Genomic DNA, 16,640 nt, shown 5'->3' with positions numbered 1-16,640 from the left:
AAAATATGACAAAAGGAGATAAAGATATATTGTTACAATTACTCCAGCAACATAAGGAACTGGGTATATCAGAGCAGATATCGACCATTATATTGAATCCACTAGTGAGAAAATGGTCGATAAACAGGATTTGCAGAAGAAAATGGTCGATAAATGGTCGATAAAGCCTTCTTTGGCAGAGAAACTGGTCGATATTCTGGAATTTGTGGCTGATAAGGACGAACTTACCACAGAACAAATAGTCAGTAACTTTGGTTTTAATTCTACTACGGCCAAACGGTATCTGCGCCAGCTTACTGAGTATGGCTACTTAGAACCACATGGAGGCAATAAGAACAGAACTTATAGTAAAAAAGAATAGCACAAAGCGAGCCGCTGATGAACAGTAGCTCGCTTTGAGTTTAAGGGTTGGGAATGATCTGTCATTCGAAGGCCCAGTCTGTTTCGTAGTGGTCGAAGCGGATGCCATCGGTACTGCCGAAGCGGGCGAGGATTTGCATGATGTCGTCCTGTTGCTTGGGCGTGAGCATGTTCTCGCCATGATGAACACGATAGTAGGGGCCCATGCCTGCGCTAAAGTATGAGCGCACGCATTTACGAGCCTCCGCTATCTTTTGTTTAGGCACATTGTCATACAGATGACTGAATCCCCAAGCCTTTCGTACCAGCTTCTTCTCGCAGTAGCAGCGGCACTCGCCATTCTGCCAGGCGGTGGGATATACTGCCTGACCAGTGAACTGTTCCTGCTGAGCAGTCAACAGCCTGGCGTGATAGTGCATACAGTTATCCTTGCGGTTGCAACCATCGTTGAAACACAGGGCATAACCCCAAGGTATGTCTTTTGCTTTCAGTTCTTTGTTTTCCATAGTAATTTTCAATTTTCAATTCTCAATTCATGACGTTTCCTGATTTTTATTGACTGTCATTGAAAAATCTCTCATCCCTCCCGTCGTGTGACTAAAAGCCTTTTGAATAAAGGGATTGCGCGTTTTTCACCCCTCCCTTCATCCCTCCCTTCATCCCTCCCATAACCCTCCCGTCACACCTCATGCAGCTTTCATGGGTATTACATCGTAATAGGCCACGTGGGAATGTTCCTTGTGCTTGAAACCAAGAGCCGAGATGGCCTTTCCAAGCCTGATTTTGTTGCTAAAGGTGTTCTGAAGAGTAGGGTAGTCCTTTTGCATGATGTTGATTATCTCGCCACAGTTCATCGTCTTCACCATCTCGCCCTCATGAGGCTGCCGGAAGCAGGCCACAAACATCTCGCCCAGGTCTTTCTTCTCTATGTAGTCCTGATTAAGTTGCTGGATGCGAGCTACCTCGTCGTTGTTGAACCAGTAGGGCGCTTTCTGCTCCAGCAGTTCGAATATCACCTGTGCATAGAGCTGACCATAGTCTATATCTCCCGTGTTGTCAATCAGCTGTCCATCAGGAATCAGGATGCAGATATAGCGACGCGAGCCTGTGGCATCCTTCAGCGGATGACGATTGTTGGTGGTTGCCACAAACGAGGCAAAGCGTGTGCGGTCCTCCTGGGCACGCCCGAAGATGGGGCGTCCGTTAACCTTGCTCACGCTTAGCGTCTGCTTCAGAGATGACTGCTGAGAAGGACGGATGGCATCGAGCTCATCGAGGTTTACCAGCAGATTGTTTGTCAGCGCCATCTCCTTGTCAAACTTGTTAGAGAGGTTCAGGTGGTCCAGATAGTACTGACGCAAGTGCTGAGGCAGCAAACGGCGCACGAAGGTGGTCTTGCCACAGCCCTGTGAACCGATTAGCGTAGGTACGCACTCGTTGCCGTGAAGCATGTCCATCTGCATCCAGTGGGCCACAGCAGAGCGCAGCCAGATGGTCAGGTAGTTCATCTGTTCTGACGTGATGCCTGGAATGCGAGCGAAGATGCGTGCTATGTGGTTCTGTCCGTCCCATTTTGGCAAGTTGTTAAGAAAGTCCTGAACAGGATTGTGTTCAGGAATCTCCTCCGACTGCACATACTCCGTTATCTCAGCCTTGGGGTTACCCTTTTCCATCACCTGTTCGCGCTTGGCACGAATCACGATGCTGTTCAGGGCTGCCTGTGTCAACGGCCTGTAAATTAACTCAGCCTCATCAGAGGCACCAGAGAAATTTGCCCCAGTTTCCTTGGGCAGAATCGCAAATTCAACCTTTCCGTTCAGAATGTTTCTGCGGAAACGATAGTTCTCGTTGAGGAACTGCTCGATGACGAGAGTTGCCTCCTGTGAAGCAGCAAGTGCCTCACCAGTTGTAGTAATGTTTTTTTCCATAAATGTGGTTTTTCAATAAATAAAATAGTTTGTTTTTGCGCTTTTCATAGCGTGTTTCTCAATGATGCAAAGGTACAAAAATAATCTCGATTCTGCAAGTTTTTCATTATAATAATTCCATATTTTTTTCCAATTGTTAAACCATTCTTTAGGGGAACGATGGGAGGAGAAATTGGAGAGGTATGGGAGGGATGATGGGAGGGATGATGGGAGGGATGAAGGGAGGGGTGAAAAACGCGCAATCCCTTTATTCAATAGGTTTTTAGTCATTCGACGGGAGGGATGAGAGATTTTTCAATGACAGTCAATAAAAATCAGGAAACGTCATGAGTTGAGAATTAATCGATAATGACATTTTTTGTCAATAATGCAACACTTGTTCTTACCAATTGTCAATTATTCCCAAGAAGGGAACAAAACATTCCCCAATTGGGGAGTTGTTGATGAGGATGTGGATCCCACGACTTTGGACTTTAATCCAACGGAAGATTATGTGGAATTTGAATATCTCGATGGAAAGGAATAATTGAGATTTCGTTACTTTTTCTTTTTCGGCTTCGGCTCAGGCAGGACCTTACAGGTTTCACGGACTATGTGAGAGAGGTAGTCGCAGTCATCGACATCGGCAATATAAAAGTAGTCTTTGGCACCATCGTAGGGCGGACGCATATCTATGACACGGAGTAAGGGACGGACGGCCTCTGTGGGCTTTAGATAGAAACAGTCGTCACAGATGAGTCCGAAGATCTTTCCGTCACAATAGATGCCGTAGTCGCCAAACATCTTTTTCACAATAATCTCGCCTGCGCCACTACACTGGTCGGCGATGTATTGTACAAAATCGGTATTGCTTGCCATAGTCCTATCATCATTCGTCTTTTGCAGGAGCCTGCTTCAACTGTTCGAGGGCGCGACACAACTGGTCAGGGCATGAGGTGCCCTTACTGCCACAGCGGATGCCGTTCAAGCGAGGAATGACATCGTCAATCTTCTGACCTCTTACCAACTGACTGATACCTTGCAGATTGCCATTGCATCCGCCAAGAAAGAATACCTGCTGGATAACGTCGTGCTCATCGGCTGTTACGTCTATCAACTGTGAACAGGTACCGTGAGTCTGATACTGTACATGCTTTGTTTTCATTATAGATTCTTTTTTTGTTTGATGTTTAGACTGCAAATTTAATGATTCTTTTCCGATAATCATCTGAGAAAAGCAATTTTTCTCCTTTCAGCATGTAATATTTGCATATTTCAATTCTTATCAGTAAATTTGCACGCCAGAAACATTATGAAACTATGAATATGATTAGCGATACAATTAAGTATATCGGTGTGGATGACCTCGACATCGATTTGTTTGAGAGTCAGTATGTGGTGCCCGAGGGCATGAGTTATAACTCGTATCTCATAGACGATGAGAAGATAGCGGTGCTGGATACTGCTGATGCCCGTAAGGGTGAGGAGTGGAAAGCAAACCTTACTGCTGCTCTGAATGGCCGTCAGCCTGACTATCTTGTGGCTCACCACATGGAGCCTGACCACTCAGCACTCATCGCTTGGATGCTGGAGACGTATCCCAACCTTCAGTTGGTTTGCAGCGCTCAGGCCGTGAAAATGCTGGCCAACTTCTTTGAGGGAGTAGATTTTACAGGACGAGTGGTTACCGTGAAAGAGGGCGATACCCTCGCATTAGGTAAGCATACACTCCAGTTTATTGGTGCAGCTATGATTCACTGGCCAGAGGTTATAATGAGCTATGATACTACGGACAAGGTGCTGTTCTCGGCTGATGGCTTTGGTAAGTTTGGCGCATTAGTGCATGAGACTGATGACTGGGCTTGCGAGGCTCGTCGTTATTACTTTAACATCTGTGGAAAATATGGCGTGCAGGTGCAGGGCGTTGTGAAAAAGATGGCAGCTCTGGATGTGCAGGCTATCTGTCCGCTGCATGGTCCTGTGTTGAAGGGAGAGGCTCTTGCTAACGCCGTGAAACTCTACGACACATGGAGCAAATACGAGCCCGAGAGCGAGGGTATCTTGATAGCCTACGCCAGCATTCATGGTGGTACGGCTAAGGCTGCTGAGCGCCTGGGCGAGATACTCCGCGAGAAGGGCGCTAAGAAGGTCGTTGTCAGCGACTTAAGTCGCGAGGATATGGCCGAGGTCATCGAGGATGCCTTCCGCTATCCCACAGTCGTTGTAGCAGCCTCGAGCTATGATGCTGGTGTGTTCCCAGTGATGCACGACTTCCTGTATCATCTGCAAATAAAGAACTACCAGAAGCGCAAGTTCGGTATCATTGAAAATGGCAGCTGGGCTCCAGTAGCTGGTAAGGTGATGAGAGGCATGATAGAGGCCATGAAGGACTGTGAAATAGTGGAGCCTATGGTCACCATCCGCTCTCGTATGAAGAAGGAAGATGAGGCAAGTCTTGAAAAGCTGGCAGAGAGCCTTCTTTCATAATTGACGAAAGAAAACATATTATGAAGAAAGTCTTTGTTAGTGGATGCTATGATTTGCTGCATAGTGGTCATGTGGAGTTCTTTCGTCAGGCTGCTGAATATGGCGACCTGTATGTAGGAATAGGATCAGATGCAACAATCCTTGAATACAAGCACCATAAAACAGTTTATAGCGAGCAAGAGCGTCTGTTCATGGTAAAGAGCATCAGATATGTGAAAGATGCGTTTATCAATGCTGGAAGCGGCATCATGGACTTTGTGCCTACTGTTGAGGCGCTGAAGCCAGACATCTTGGTGGTAAACGAAGATGGTGGCAATGACGAGAAAAGAAGGTTCTGCGAGGAGCACGGCATTGAGTATGTAGTGTTGCAGCGTGTGCCCCAGGAGGGACTGAAGGCGCGTAGCAGTACTGACCTTAAGAAGACTGAAAGTCAGATACCTACCAGATTGGATCTTGCTGGCACATGGATTGACCAGCCTTATGTTAGCTGTTATGCGCCAGGATGGGCTATAACAATATCGTTGGAGCCTACATTTGAAGTGCGTGACAGATGTGGCCTTTCTACATCAACGCGCAATATGATAAAGAAGATATGGCCCTATCAGTTGCCAAACATGGACCCAGAGATGCTGGCAAAGCTGGTGTTCTGCTTTGAGAACGACCCTGAGCGTAGCGATGGAATAATCAGTGGGGCGCAAGACTCTATAGGCATCTGTGTGCCAGGACTGTGCAGACATTGGTATAACAACCGTTTCTGGCCTGAGAAGATTGAGACATGCTATGATGATGGCGTGCTGTCATGGTTGGAGAACCATTTGGTTATGATTCCCATGGAGCCGCGTAAGGCAGGATGCTCTGTTGTAGAGGGTAAGGATATCACTGAGCCAAAGGTGAAGGCTCTGGCAAAGGCCGCTGATGACTGTTGGAACGCTATTCTGGCTCGCGACCTTGAGCGTTTCGCGTCAGCATACAAGGCTTCGTTTGAAGCACAGGTGGCTATGTTCCCTGCCATGATTCAGGGCAGCGTGCCTTCGTACATAGAAAAATATGAAAAACTCGTGATGGCATACAAGATGCCAGGCGCCGGTGGTGGTGGCTATCTTGCCTGTGTGGTTTCCGATGCAGAAACATTTGCAAAAGAACACGAAGAAGCCATAAGGCTGACTATACGCCGTCCTGGAATGTAGGCAAGCTAAAATAATATAAAAAAAGGCTCTCACAACGTTGCGAGAGCCTTTCTTTTTGTTTGTATCTTACTGATGTTGTTCGCGGAGCAGGTCGTTGACAGTCTTCACTGGATTGAAGGTGCCGAGGGGCACTTCAACGAAGATTGTTGACCAGTCGCTCATGGCACCATTCCAGAGGCCTGGCAATTCAAGAGCCTTCAGCTCCTTGCCACTCTTCGACTTAGAAGAGATGAAGCCTGTGGTCTTGTCTATGAAGTCAGGCAGGTTGAATGGCTGTCCCTTGTAGTCTTTCACAGCGCATACGAGGTCAACGGGGTTGAAGTGTGTGCCCTGTGTGAACATCTTCATGTATTCAGCGTTATTGGTGTCAATCTGTGAGCTCTCAAGAATCTGCAGGCTTACAGTTCCGTCCTGATTGTATGTGAGGAATGGACCTCCGCCAGGCTCGCCTACATTCTTCACGACTCCGCATACGCGCATTGGGCGATTCAGCTTGCGACGAAGATAGTCGGCATCGACCTTCTGATTCTTAGGATTGGTGCAGAGGTTTTTCTCTACGAACTGGGCGATTCGGGCGATTTGGGCGTCTGATGGGTTGTTATCCAACTGACGCAGATACTCAAAGGCCTGCTTCTGCAGAGTGACGAGCACGCCAGCTATGATCTGCTTCCATTCTACTGTCTCTGGCTTCAAGCGATCAGGCACAACGTTGTCGATGTTCTTAATGAATATGACGTCAGCCTCAATCTCATTGAGGTTCTCGATAAGTGCTCCGTGACCACCAGGACGGAACAGCAGAGAGCCGTCAGCCTCGCGGAAAGGCGTATTGTCAGGATTTGCAGCAACGGTGTCTGTAGATGGCTTCTGCTCAGAGAAGGTGATGTCATACTTGATGCCATATTTCTTTGCAAATCCGTCGGCCTTCTCTGCTACCTTCTGCTTGAAGAATTCAATATGCTCGTGAGACACGGTGAAGTGTACGTGAGCCTCACCATTGCTGGCAGCATAGAGTGCGCCTTCTACAAGATGCTCTTCCATTGGTGTGCGTGCACCCTCAGCATATTTGTGGAACAGCAGCATGCCCTTTGGCAGCTGACCATAGTTCAGTCCTTCCTTCTTCAGCATGTTGGCAGCCACAGCCTTGTATTTGCCTGCAGCCATAAGCTCCTTGATGCCCATGCCTTCGTTCTTGCGGCATACAGCGTCGAGAGCATCGTAGAAGGCGAACTTCTCAATGTCATTGAAATACTTCTTCTCGAAGTCGGTTGTTGGAACGTCATAGTCGGCATCGACAAAGGCGAACATGTTCTTGAACATGCGGCTTGCAGCACCTGAGGCAGGCACGAACTTCACCACGCGGCGACCTTCTGCCTTGTATGCTTCCCATGCTGCTACATAGTCTTTGCGCTGCTGCTCGTTGGGGGCAACGATGCCGTTGCCTACGCTTGCTGCAGCTTCTAACTTCAGGAATGGGAAACCTGTCTCAAACTGTTTTAACTGTGTCTTAATCTGCTCTTCCGTGATGCCACGCTGAGCAATCTGTTTCAGGTCTTGTTGTGTTAGCATGATTATAATGTTTTTGTTTTAATTGGTATAATCTGACTGCAAATATACAACTATGTGTTTAAACGTCAAAATTTTTTCTCTAATAATACAACATTTTCCACATGAGGAGTGTGTGGGAACATGTCAACGGGCTGAACAGCCACTACGCGATAGAGCGTGTCAAGGTCGTGAAGATCGCGCGCCTGTGTGGCAGGATTACAGCTTACATAGACAATGCGCTGTGGGGCAGCATTGAGTATGGTCTTTATCACATCGGGATGCATGCCTGCACGTGGAGGATCGGTGATGATGACATCAGGACGTCCGTGGCGTGAAATGAAGTCGTCTGTGAGTATGTCCTTCATGTCGCCAGCATAGAAGAGCGTGTTGTCAATATTGTTCACCTGTGAGTTGATCTTAGCATCCTCTATGGCTTCAGGAACGTATTCTATGCCAATGACCTGACGAGCCTTTCGAGCCACGAAGTTGGCTATCGTTCCAGTGCCAGTATATAGATCATAGACCAATGGAGAACTTGGCATTTCTGCGCCTTCTATTGGGGCAAATGCAAACTCTCGGGCTACGCTGTACAGATGATATGCCTGTTCAGTGTTAGTCTGATAGAACGATTTAGGACCAACCTTGAAGCGCAGGTCTTCCATGAGTTCGAAGATATGGTCTGTGCCCTTGAAAGTGATAATCTCCTGATCGCCTATAGTGTCGTTGCACTTCTGGTTGTCGAGATAGAGTAGGGAGGTTATCTGTGGGAATGTGTCGGCAATGTGCTGCAGTAAATCAAGAGCTTGTTTTCCGTCGTGGCTATCCCAACGGCTCTCCCTTCCTTCGGAGGGGTTGGGGGAGGCTTCTAAGTGGAACTGCACTATCACCATCCATTCGCCAGAGGCAGAGTTGCGTATGATAACGTCGCGCAAAAGTCCTGTCTGCTCTCTAAGGTCGAAGAACGAGAGCCCTTTCTCTATTGCATAGTCGCGTACCTCGTTGCGAATCTTGTTGTGCAGGTCGTCCATGAGCCAGCACTTCTCAATGGGAAGAATCTTATCGAAGGCACCAGTGATATGGAAGCCTATGGCAGGAGCATTTTTCAAGCTCTGGCTCTCGTCATTAGGCAATGAGGCTATCTCGTCTTTTGTGAGATAGCGCTTGTTGGCACATCCGTAATCGAGCTTGTTGCGATACTCTTGTGTCTTTACTGAGCCGAGGATAGGACGGAACTCAGGAAGCTCAATCTTGCCTATGCGGTGAAGCTGATCATACACCTGCTGCTGCTTGAACTTCAGCTGTTCTTCATATGGCAGGTTCTGCCACTTACATCCTCCACAGGCGCCGAAGTGTTTGCAGAATGGTTCAGCACGCTTGTCACTTTTCTTTACAAAACGAACTACTTCGCCCTCGGCAAACGAGTGCTTCTTGCGACGTATCTGAATGTCGCAGATGTCGCCAGGCACACAGAATGGTACAAACACTACCAGCTCGTCCCAATGGAACAGACTCTTGCCCTCGGCAGCAACTGCCTCTATCGTTACATTCTCAAGTATGGGTAATGGTTTTTTCTTTCTTGTCATTTCTTCGTATTATCTTGCTTTTGCTTGCAAAAGTACGAAAAAACATTGAAATAGAAAAATTATTTGGATTTTTGCTCGCATAATAGTACCTTTGCACTCAAAACAAATAAATAACCCCTGTAACAATGGATAATAACACGCAGACAGAGAAAAGAGTCAATCCGTTTTTTGAACAATATAACACTCCCCATGACACAGTGCCGTTTGACAAGATTCGTCTCGAAGACTATGAAGAGGCGTTCATGGAAGGCATACGTCGTGATAATGAGCAGATAGACAAGACTATCAACAATCCTGCAAAGCCCACTTTTGATAACACCATCATAGACAAGGATGATGATACAGAAGGCTATTACGACCTCTTGGAGCGTGTGTCAACGGTGTTCTTCAATCTGCTGTCGGCAGAGACTAACGACGAGATGGATGCCTTGGCACAGAAGATGCAGCCCATCCTGACACAGCATGCTAACGACGTGAGACTGAACGAGCGACTGTTTGAACGAATAAAGTATGTTCATCGCCATCATCGTAAGCTCACGCCAGAGGAGAAGATGCTCCTTGAGAAGACCTATCAGGGCTTTGTGCGTAGTGGTGCTCTGCTCTCTCCTGAAGACAAGGACAAATTGCGCAAGCTGACTGAAGAGGCTTCTATGTTGTCGCTACAGTTCTCTCAGAACCTGCTGAAAGAGACAAAGGCCTTCACACTGCATGTTACTGATGAGAAACAGCTTGACGGACTGCCACAGACAGCCATCGATGCTGCTGCCCAGACTGCTAAGGAGCAGGAGAAAGAGGGGTGGGTGTTTACCCTTGACTATCCTTCTTATTCGCCTTTCATGACTTATAGCACCCAGCGCGATTTGCGTGAGCAGATGTACATGGCTCGTAACACGCTCTGCACACATGCCAACAGCGAGAACAACATAGATATCTGCAAGCGACTTGTGAACCTGCGTCGTGAGATTGCTCAGTTGTTGGGCTATAAGACCTATGCAGACTATGTGCTGGTGAATCGCATGGCAAGCAATGTGAAGAGTGTTTATAAGTTGCTCTACGACCTTATTGATGCATATAAGCCAACAGCAGAGAAGGAACTGGCAGAGATAAAAAAGAGTCTGCCGAGCTCTTTTACAAAAGGCAATTCAAAAGAGAAAGAAACATCTCTCATGCCTTGGGATACATCATTCTATTCCCACAAACTGCAGCTGAAGAAATATAACATTGACGCAGAGATGCTGCGCCCATATTTCGAGCTGTCTAAGGTCATCGAAGGAGTGTTTGGTCTTGCCAACCGTCTTTATGGCATCACGTTTAAGGAAAACAAAGACATACCTGTATATCATCCTGATGTAAAGGCTTACGAAGTGTTCGATCGCGATGGCTCCTATCTTGCTGTGTTCTATGCCGATTTCCATCCTCGTAAAGGCAAGCAGGGTGGTGCATGGATGACGGAGTATCAGGGACAGTTCATTGACAAGAAGGGTGAGAATGTGCGTCCTCATGTGTCTGTTGTGATGAACCTCACAAAACCAACTGCTGAGAAGCCTGCTCTGCTGACGCTTGGCGAGGTGGAGACCTTCCTTCACGAGTTTGGCCACTCTCTTCACGGCATGTTTGCTAATACGCGTTTTGAGAGTCTTAGCGGAACTAACGTGTGGTGGGACTTTGTGGAGCTTCCTTCGCAGTTCATGGAGAATTTCTCTATTGAGAAAGAGTTCCTGCGCACCTTCGCTTTTCACTATGAGACAGGCGAGCCTCTTCCTGATGAGCTCATAGACCGTATAGTCAAGAGCCGTAACTTCATGTGTGCAACGGCATGTCTGCGTCAGGTCAGCTTCGGACTCCTTGATATGGCTTATTACACTCAGCGTCAGGAGTTTACAGCCGACGTCATACCCTTCGAGAAAGAAGCGTGGAAGAAGGCTATACTTGGAAAACAGCTTACTGATACCTGCATGACCGTGCAGTTCTCTCATATCATGGCAGGCGGCTATGCAGCAGGCTACTATAGCTATAAGTGGGCAGAGGTGCTCGATGCCGATGCATTCTCTGTATTCAAGAAACATGGCATATTCGACCAGAAGACGGCTCAGTCGTTCCGTGATAACATACTTTCAAAGGGCGGTACAGAGCACCCCATGACGCTCTATAAGCGTTTCCGTGGTGGTGAGCCTACCATTGATGCACTGCTTAGGAGAAACGGCATAAAGAGGCGCAAGTAATGTAATCCATTGAGTGAAAGTCGGTTTTTGAGTGTAGAAGAGGCATTTTTCTTCAAAAAAATTGGTGATTTGAATTTAAATGCCTATTTTTGCAAGTTGAACAAAAACCCACTATACTGCACTTATGGAAGATAAACAACATAAACTGGATGAGCGCTATCTGCGAATGGCACGCATATGGGCTGAAAACTCATATTGCCAGCGTCGTCAAGTAGGCGCACTGGTAGTGAAAAACAAGATGATTATCAGTGACGGCTACAATGGCACTCCAACAGGCTTTGAGAATATATGTGAAGACGAAAACAACGTGTCAAAGCCTTATGTGCTGCATGCTGAGGCAAACGCCATTACAAAGCTTGCCAGAAGCAATAACAATAGCGACGGAGCAACCATCTATATCACGGCATCGCCCTGCATAGAGTGTGCAAAGCTGATAATCCAGGCAGGCATAAAACGTGTCGTCTATGGCGAGAAATATCGTCTTATGGACGGCATAGAGCTGTTGGAACGTGCAGGAATAGAGGTTGTGTATCTTGAACTTTAGATTGAACTTCAGAAATGAACAATAATAACCGCTTTTCGCCTCTTTGGCTCGCCTTGAGTGTTGTGATAGGCATATTTATCGGCACTTTCTATGCGAACCATTTCGGAGGCAACCGATTAAGTATAATAAACTCTGGAACAAACAAGCTGAACAATCTTCTGCATATTGTCGATGACCAGTATGTGGACACAGTCGATGTTTCTGACCTCGTAGAAAAGGCCATGCCTTTGCTGCTGTCTGAGCTTGATCCACATTCTGTATATATTTCAGCTAAAGATCGTCAGATGGCAGAAGACGATCTGAAAGGCTCGTTTTCAGGAGTAGGAATAGAGTTCGTAATCCGTAAGGATACGCTCCGTGTACAAAATGTGATAAAGAATGGCCCTGCAGAACGGGCAGGAGTGTTGGCTGGCGACAAGATCGTGGAAGTTGACGACTCCTCGTTTGTGGGTAGTATTCTTACTAATGAGTATGCCATGCATGCCCTGAAAGGTGTCAAGGACACGAAGGTGAAGCTGGGCATCCTGCGCAGGGGCGAGAAAGAACTGCGCCAGCTTACCGTAACTCGTGGAGAGATACCAATGAAGAGCGTCAACGCAACGTATATGCTTGATGATGAGACAGGTTACATTCGCATAAAGAACTTCGGAGAGAATACCTATCCTGAGCTGCTTATAGCTCTGGCACAGCTGTCTCAGGAGGACTTCAAGAACCTGGTCATTGACCTGCGTGGCAATACTGGAGGCTATCTCGGCTCGGCAGTACAGATAGCCAATGAATTCCTGCCAAAGAACAAGTTGATTGTATATACTGAAGGACGTCGTTCGCCACGTCAGGAGTATCGCTCTGATGGCCGTGGAAGCTATCAGAACATGCCTCTCGTGGTGCTTATCGACGAAGGCTCGGCTTCTGCGAGTGAGATTCTCTCTGGAGCTATACAGGATAATGACAGAGGCACCATAATAGGCCGTCGCTCGTTTGGTAAAGGACTTGTGCAGCAGCCAATCGAGTTCAACGACGGCTCCATCATACGCCTGACGATAGCCCGCTATTACACGCCGTCAGGACGCTGCATACAGAAACCCTATACTAGCGGGCAGGACAAGAACTATGAAGAGGATCTTATGATTCGCTATCAGCATGGCGAATTCTTCTCACAGGACAGCATAAAGCACACTGGACCAGAATATCGCACGAGCAATGGACGTGTGGTATATGGAGGAGGTGGCATCACGCCAGACATCTTCGTGGGCGAGGACACCACAGCTTATACCTCTTATTATAAAGAAGCAAGCATGTCAGGACTGATACTCCAGTTCTGCTATGACTATACTGATGACAACAGGCAGAAACTGTCTGCTTATGGTGATGTGCCTTCACTGGAGAAATATCTGAAGCATCAAGGCATTGTAGATCGCTTTGCCAACTATGCCGACAAGCAGGGCCTGAAACGCCGTAATCTGCTTATACAGCGTTCTTACAAGCTGTTAGAACGCTATCTCTTCAGTCGCATCATTTATAACATTCTTGACGAGCAGCAGTGGATAGAATATCTTAACAGCGATGACCCTGCTATAACAGAGTCATTGCGCCTGATGAAAGAAGGAAATTCTTTCCCAAAAGCTGAAAAACAAGAGAAATAGAAATGGCAGAATCGAAAGCTGTGACATACGAGAGCATCATGCGAGACTTGGTAGCTGGCAATTATCAGCCAGTCTATTATCTTCATGGTGAGGAATCTTACTATATTGATAAGATTGCAGACTATATAGCTGAGCACGCCCTTCAGCCTGAGGAGCGCGACTTCAACCAGACGGTGCTTTTTGGAAGCGACGTTACTGCATCGCAGATTGCCGATACATGCCGACGCTATCCCATGATGGCAGAACGCCAGGTGGTAATCGTAAAAGAGGCACAGAACCTGAGGAATACAGAGGCGCTGGAAAAGTACGTAAAACAGCCCCTCCAGACAACCGTCCTCGTTATTTGTCACAAAAATGGCAAAATTGACGGCCGTAAGCGCGACTTTGTGAAGGCTATTCAGCAGGCAGGAGTGCTTTTTGAGAGCGCAAAACTGCGCGATAGAGACCTTCCTGCCTTCATAGAGGCCTATTTAAAGCGCAATAACGCGTCAATAGACCCTAAATCGACACAACTCATAGCCGACGCCATTGGAGCCGATCTGAGCCGTCTTGTGAGCGAATTAGACAAGGTTTTGATTTCTTTGCCTGAACAGGATAGGAGAGTGACACCTCAGGTGGTGGAAGATCAGATTGGAGTGAGCAAAGATTTTAATGGATTTGAGCTCAGGGACGCCATTGTTAACAGAAATATTTTCAAGGCGAACCAAATTATGAATTATTTTGACAAAAATCCAAAAGCTGGAAGCATCTTCTCGTTTCTCCCGATGATGTTCAATTATTTCCAGAATTTGATGCTCGCTTATTATTCTCCCCAAAAAACTCAAGAGGGTGTAGCAGAATGGTTGGAACTAAAATCACCATGGGCTGCCAAAGATTATATGTCCGGAATGCGAAATTATTCTGGAATGAAAGTGATGCAGATAATTTCAAAATTTAGGGAAATAGATGCCAAAAGTAAGGGATTGGATAACCCAAATACCCCTCCTGGAGAGCTGATGAAGGAGATGATTTTCTTCATTTTGCACTAAAAAATCACTTTTTCTCGTTCTAGAATTTCTAAAATTTAGCGCCCGAAAGGGTGCTTTTTTTTGCCCGAAAGTGAGTAGAATAGGGCAGTCCAGCGAAAATAACTACCCTCAAAATTCGCGTATTTTCATTTTCCTGACAGTTGGCCGAGAATTTTAAAGTTTTGGCGATTTTTGGCATTTTTGCGCCTTTCAAATTTGGCGTTAAAGAATTTTTACATATAAAAATGTGATATTCGTAATTTTAAATATTTAAATCGCTAAAGGTATTATGGATATTAATACTCTAAATTTGTATATTTAAATGTAAATCACAAGTCTAAATTTGTATATGTAAATCAAAATATTTTTGCTTCAAGTCTTTATATTGATATACATACAACTTTGCTGTTAATTGTGTAACTTGTTAAAACCCAGTAAGTTTAGAGTTATTTTGTTAAAGAATATCGCGCCTTTAGTTTAAATATACATAATGATATTGGGCGTTTTAAGGGGTTTAGGACTCTAAATGTGCTTAATAAGTTATTAATAACCAATGAATTATGTAAAAATAGTAAAATAAATATTATGCCTAATATTGCAATTTACATTTTAATAATGCAAATTACAGCCTTTATTTGCTTATTTATAGTATGGAATTGTAAATTGTTATTTACGAATTTAAAAATATAAAAAACTTAAATTATTTCACATTTTATTGTTTGTATCAATTTTTTGGTTTACCTTTGTGAATTGAACGAAAAATGCCATTTTTGGCCTAATTTTTTACTTATTGCAAGATGAAAGACAGAATTAAGCAGATCATGGAGTCTCAACATATGACTCAACAGGTGTTCGCTGACTTCGTTGGAATTGCTCCAGCTACTCTGAGTGGAATTTTCACTGAGCGCACTAAGCCTACCATCAACACCGTTGAGGCCATAAAGAAGAAACTACCCTCCATCAGTACCGACTGGTTAATGTTCGGAAAAGGAACAATGTATGATGACGGAAAGTCAGATTCCCCCACTTCTGATGAGATTAACACATTATATAATGGCGATTCATCCAGATCAGGAGAAAGTAGTCTTATTTTTGACTTCGATCCTAGTTCGTCACAAATGCCTCAATCTGGCGTTCGACCATCCAATAATCAGAATAGTGTCAAAAACACACGGTCAGAATCGAATGTCGAAAATATGAAAAATCTTGACAAAACACCTCGCCGAGTGACTGAAATTCGAGTGTTTTATGACGATCAGACTTGGGAGAGCTTTGTTCCTGAGAAAAAATGACGTTTTTAGTGTGCGATATTTTTATAAAATATCTCTAACTTGAATTTTTTTAGTTTTTGTGCTTGTTTTTTTTGCTTTCAAATGACTAATAAAACTATATTTTGCTATGAAATTTGTTTCGTGGAATGTAAATGGCCTTAGGGCATGTGTTGGGAAGGGATTTTCTGAAATTTTTCAGCAGCTAGATGCAGATTTTTTCTGTTTGCAGGAGACAAAAATGCAAATAGGGCAGCTTGACATAGCTTTTGAGGGTTATGAGAGCTATTGGAATGCGGCAGAGAAGAAAGGCTATTCTGGTACAGCCATTTTTACTCGCAAAAAACCACTGGCTGTCACCTATGGCATAGGAGTCGATGAGCACGACCATGAAGGACGCGTTATTACGCTGGAAATGAACGACTTTTACCTTGTAAACGTCTATGTTCCCAATGCTCAGGATGGTTTGAAGCGCCTTGACTATCGCATGCGTTGGGAGGATGATTTCCTGCGTTATCTGCAGCAACTTGACGCCAAAAAGCCTGTGATAGTGTGTGGCGACCTCAATGTGGCTCACGAGGAGATAGATCTTAAGAATCCTAAGACCAATCACAATAATCCAGGCTTTACTGACGATGAGCGCCAGAAGTTCAGCAAATGGCTTGAGAGCGGCTTTAAAGACACTTTCCGCACGCTCCATCCTGACAGTAAGACCTATTCGTGGTGGTCATATCGCTTCCAGGCACGTCAGAAGAACGTGGGGTGGCGCATAGATTATTTCGTCGTGTCAGATCGTTTGATGGCTCAAGTCGCTGATTCTAAGATACATACAGATGTGCTTGGAAGCGACCATTGTCCTGTGGAATTGGAGCTTAACTGCTAAAAAA

At 45.6% G+C, this 16,640-nt stretch carries 15 protein-coding genes; 9 read left to right on the top strand and 6 right to left on the bottom strand.

Annotation, left to right across the window (positions count from 1 at the left end; genetic code table 11):
* Positions 1-112: 112 nt before the first annotated feature.
* A complete protein-coding gene (locus M1L52_RS14525) occupies positions 113-361 on the top strand; it encodes a helix-turn-helix domain-containing protein (RefSeq protein WP_248615745.1) in 249 nt (82 codons plus the stop codon).
* Positions 362-422: 61 nt separating this feature from the next.
* Here the strand turns inward: M1L52_RS14525 and M1L52_RS14520 are convergent, their stop codons facing one another.
* From M1L52_RS14520 to M1L52_RS14505, 4 genes are all read right to left on the bottom strand, one after another.
* The gene (locus tag M1L52_RS14520) at positions 423-866 is read right to left on the bottom strand and encodes a DUF6078 family protein (protein ID WP_248615744.1); all 444 of its coding nucleotides are present in this window, start codon (positions 864-866) and stop codon (positions 423-425) included.
* A gap of 180 nt (positions 867-1,046) precedes the next feature.
* Positions 1,047-2,288: a VapE domain-containing protein gene (locus M1L52_RS14515; protein ID WP_248615743.1), complete on the bottom strand. Its 1,242-nt coding sequence runs from the start codon at positions 2,286-2,288 to the stop codon at positions 1,047-1,049.
* Positions 2,289-2,825: 537 nt separating this feature from the next.
* Positions 2,826-3,146 carry a TfoX/Sxy family protein gene (locus M1L52_RS14510; protein WP_248615742.1) on the bottom strand — a complete coding sequence of 107 codons (321 nt, stop codon included), beginning with the start codon at positions 3,144-3,146 and terminating at the stop codon, positions 2,826-2,828.
* A 10-nt stretch (positions 3,147-3,156) separates the two neighbouring features.
* Complete coding sequence (locus tag M1L52_RS14505) at positions 3,157-3,432, bottom strand: TIGR03905 family TSCPD domain-containing protein (protein WP_248615741.1); 276 nt, start codon at positions 3,430-3,432, stop codon at positions 3,157-3,159.
* Positions 3,433-3,587: 155 nt separating this feature from the next.
* On the opposite strand from M1L52_RS14505, the gene M1L52_RS14500 reads away from it, so the two are divergent.
* On the top strand, positions 3,588-4,754 hold the full coding sequence (locus M1L52_RS14500) for an FprA family A-type flavoprotein (RefSeq protein WP_248615740.1): 1,167 nt from the start codon (positions 3,588-3,590) through the stop codon (positions 4,752-4,754).
* A gap of 20 nt (positions 4,755-4,774) precedes the next feature.
* Positions 4,775-5,941 (top strand): adenylyltransferase/cytidyltransferase family protein, encoded by a 1,167-nt coding sequence (locus tag M1L52_RS14495; protein WP_248615739.1) that lies wholly within the window; start codon positions 4,775-4,777, stop codon positions 5,939-5,941.
* Positions 5,942-6,007: 66 nt separating this feature from the next.
* Here the strand turns inward: M1L52_RS14495 and M1L52_RS14490 are convergent, their stop codons facing one another.
* The gene (locus tag M1L52_RS14490) at positions 6,008-7,507 is read right to left on the bottom strand and encodes a DUF4301 family protein (protein WP_248615738.1); all 1,500 of its coding nucleotides are present in this window, start codon (positions 7,505-7,507) and stop codon (positions 6,008-6,010) included.
* Positions 7,508-7,572: 65 nt separating this feature from the next.
* On the bottom strand, positions 7,573-9,069 hold the full coding sequence (gene rlmD, locus M1L52_RS14485; protein ID WP_248615737.1) for a 23S rRNA (uracil(1939)-C(5))-methyltransferase RlmD: 1,497 nt from the start codon (positions 9,067-9,069) through the stop codon (positions 7,573-7,575).
* A gap of 125 nt (positions 9,070-9,194) precedes the next feature.
* Between rlmD and M1L52_RS14480 the strand changes: the two genes are divergently transcribed.
* From M1L52_RS14480 to M1L52_RS14455, 6 genes are all read left to right on the top strand, one after another.
* Positions 9,195-11,291: a M3 family metallopeptidase gene (locus M1L52_RS14480; RefSeq protein WP_248615736.1), complete on the top strand. Its 2,097-nt coding sequence runs from the start codon at positions 9,195-9,197 to the stop codon at positions 11,289-11,291.
* A 124-nt stretch (positions 11,292-11,415) separates the two neighbouring features.
* Positions 11,416-11,835 carry a dCMP deaminase family protein gene (locus tag M1L52_RS14475; protein WP_248615735.1) on the top strand — a complete coding sequence of 140 codons (420 nt, stop codon included), beginning with the start codon at positions 11,416-11,418 and terminating at the stop codon, positions 11,833-11,835.
* 14 nt (positions 11,836-11,849) lie between these two features.
* The gene (locus M1L52_RS14470; RefSeq protein WP_248615734.1) at positions 11,850-13,478 is read left to right on the top strand and encodes a S41 family peptidase; all 1,629 of its coding nucleotides are present in this window, start codon (positions 11,850-11,852) and stop codon (positions 13,476-13,478) included.
* A gap of 2 nt (positions 13,479-13,480) precedes the next feature.
* Positions 13,481-14,506 (top strand): DNA polymerase III subunit delta, encoded by a 1,026-nt coding sequence (holA, locus tag M1L52_RS14465; RefSeq protein ID WP_248615733.1) that lies wholly within the window; start codon positions 13,481-13,483, stop codon positions 14,504-14,506.
* Between the two features lie 776 nt (positions 14,507-15,282).
* Positions 15,283-15,777, top strand: coding sequence for a helix-turn-helix domain-containing protein (locus M1L52_RS14460; RefSeq protein WP_248615732.1), 495 nt, complete (start codon positions 15,283-15,285; stop codon positions 15,775-15,777).
* A 106-nt stretch (positions 15,778-15,883) separates the two neighbouring features.
* The gene (locus M1L52_RS14455) at positions 15,884-16,636 is read left to right on the top strand and encodes an exodeoxyribonuclease III (RefSeq protein ID WP_248615731.1); all 753 of its coding nucleotides are present in this window, start codon (positions 15,884-15,886) and stop codon (positions 16,634-16,636) included.
* Positions 16,637-16,640 lie beyond the last annotated feature (4 nt).

This window comes from Prevotella sp. E13-27 (genome assembly GCF_023217965.1).
GTDB lineage: Bacteria > Bacteroidota > Bacteroidia > Bacteroidales > Bacteroidaceae > Prevotella.
The sequence above is the reverse complement of the archived record's forward strand: the minus strand, read 5'-3'. Positions and strand labels throughout refer to the sequence as shown.

What these genes read in the sequence shown, in the direction of transcription:
- M1L52_RS14525 (WP_248615745.1), top strand. Translation starts at nt 113, where the DNA reads ATGGTCGATAAACAGGATTTGCAGAAGAAAATGGTCGATAAATGGTCG.
- M1L52_RS14520 (WP_248615744.1), bottom strand. Translation starts at nt 866, where the DNA reads ATGGAAAACAAAGAACTGAAAGCAAAAGACATACCTTGGGGTTATGCC.
- M1L52_RS14515 (WP_248615743.1), bottom strand. Translation starts at nt 2,288, where the DNA reads ATGGAAAAAAACATTACTACAACTGGTGAGGCACTTGCTGCTTCACAG.
- M1L52_RS14510 (WP_248615742.1), bottom strand. Translation starts at nt 3,146, where the DNA reads ATGGCAAGCAATACCGATTTTGTACAATACATCGCCGACCAGTGTAGT.
- M1L52_RS14505 (WP_248615741.1), bottom strand. Translation starts at nt 3,432, where the DNA reads ATGAAAACAAAGCATGTACAGTATCAGACTCACGGTACCTGTTCACAG.
- M1L52_RS14500 (WP_248615740.1), top strand. Translation starts at nt 3,588, where the DNA reads ATGAATATGATTAGCGATACAATTAAGTATATCGGTGTGGATGACCTC.
- M1L52_RS14495 (WP_248615739.1), top strand. Translation starts at nt 4,775, where the DNA reads ATGAAGAAAGTCTTTGTTAGTGGATGCTATGATTTGCTGCATAGTGGT.
- M1L52_RS14490 (WP_248615738.1), bottom strand. Translation starts at nt 7,507, where the DNA reads ATGCTAACACAACAAGACCTGAAACAGATTGCTCAGCGTGGCATCACG.
- rlmD (WP_248615737.1), bottom strand. Translation starts at nt 9,069, where the DNA reads ATGACAAGAAAGAAAAAACCATTACCCATACTTGAGAATGTAACGATA.
- M1L52_RS14480 (WP_248615736.1), top strand. Translation starts at nt 9,195, where the DNA reads ATGGATAATAACACGCAGACAGAGAAAAGAGTCAATCCGTTTTTTGAA.
- M1L52_RS14475 (WP_248615735.1), top strand. Translation starts at nt 11,416, where the DNA reads ATGGAAGATAAACAACATAAACTGGATGAGCGCTATCTGCGAATGGCA.
- M1L52_RS14470 (WP_248615734.1), top strand. Translation starts at nt 11,850, where the DNA reads ATGAACAATAATAACCGCTTTTCGCCTCTTTGGCTCGCCTTGAGTGTT.
- holA (WP_248615733.1), top strand. Translation starts at nt 13,481, where the DNA reads ATGGCAGAATCGAAAGCTGTGACATACGAGAGCATCATGCGAGACTTG.
- M1L52_RS14460 (WP_248615732.1), top strand. Translation starts at nt 15,283, where the DNA reads ATGAAAGACAGAATTAAGCAGATCATGGAGTCTCAACATATGACTCAA.
- M1L52_RS14455 (WP_248615731.1), top strand. Translation starts at nt 15,884, where the DNA reads ATGAAATTTGTTTCGTGGAATGTAAATGGCCTTAGGGCATGTGTTGGG.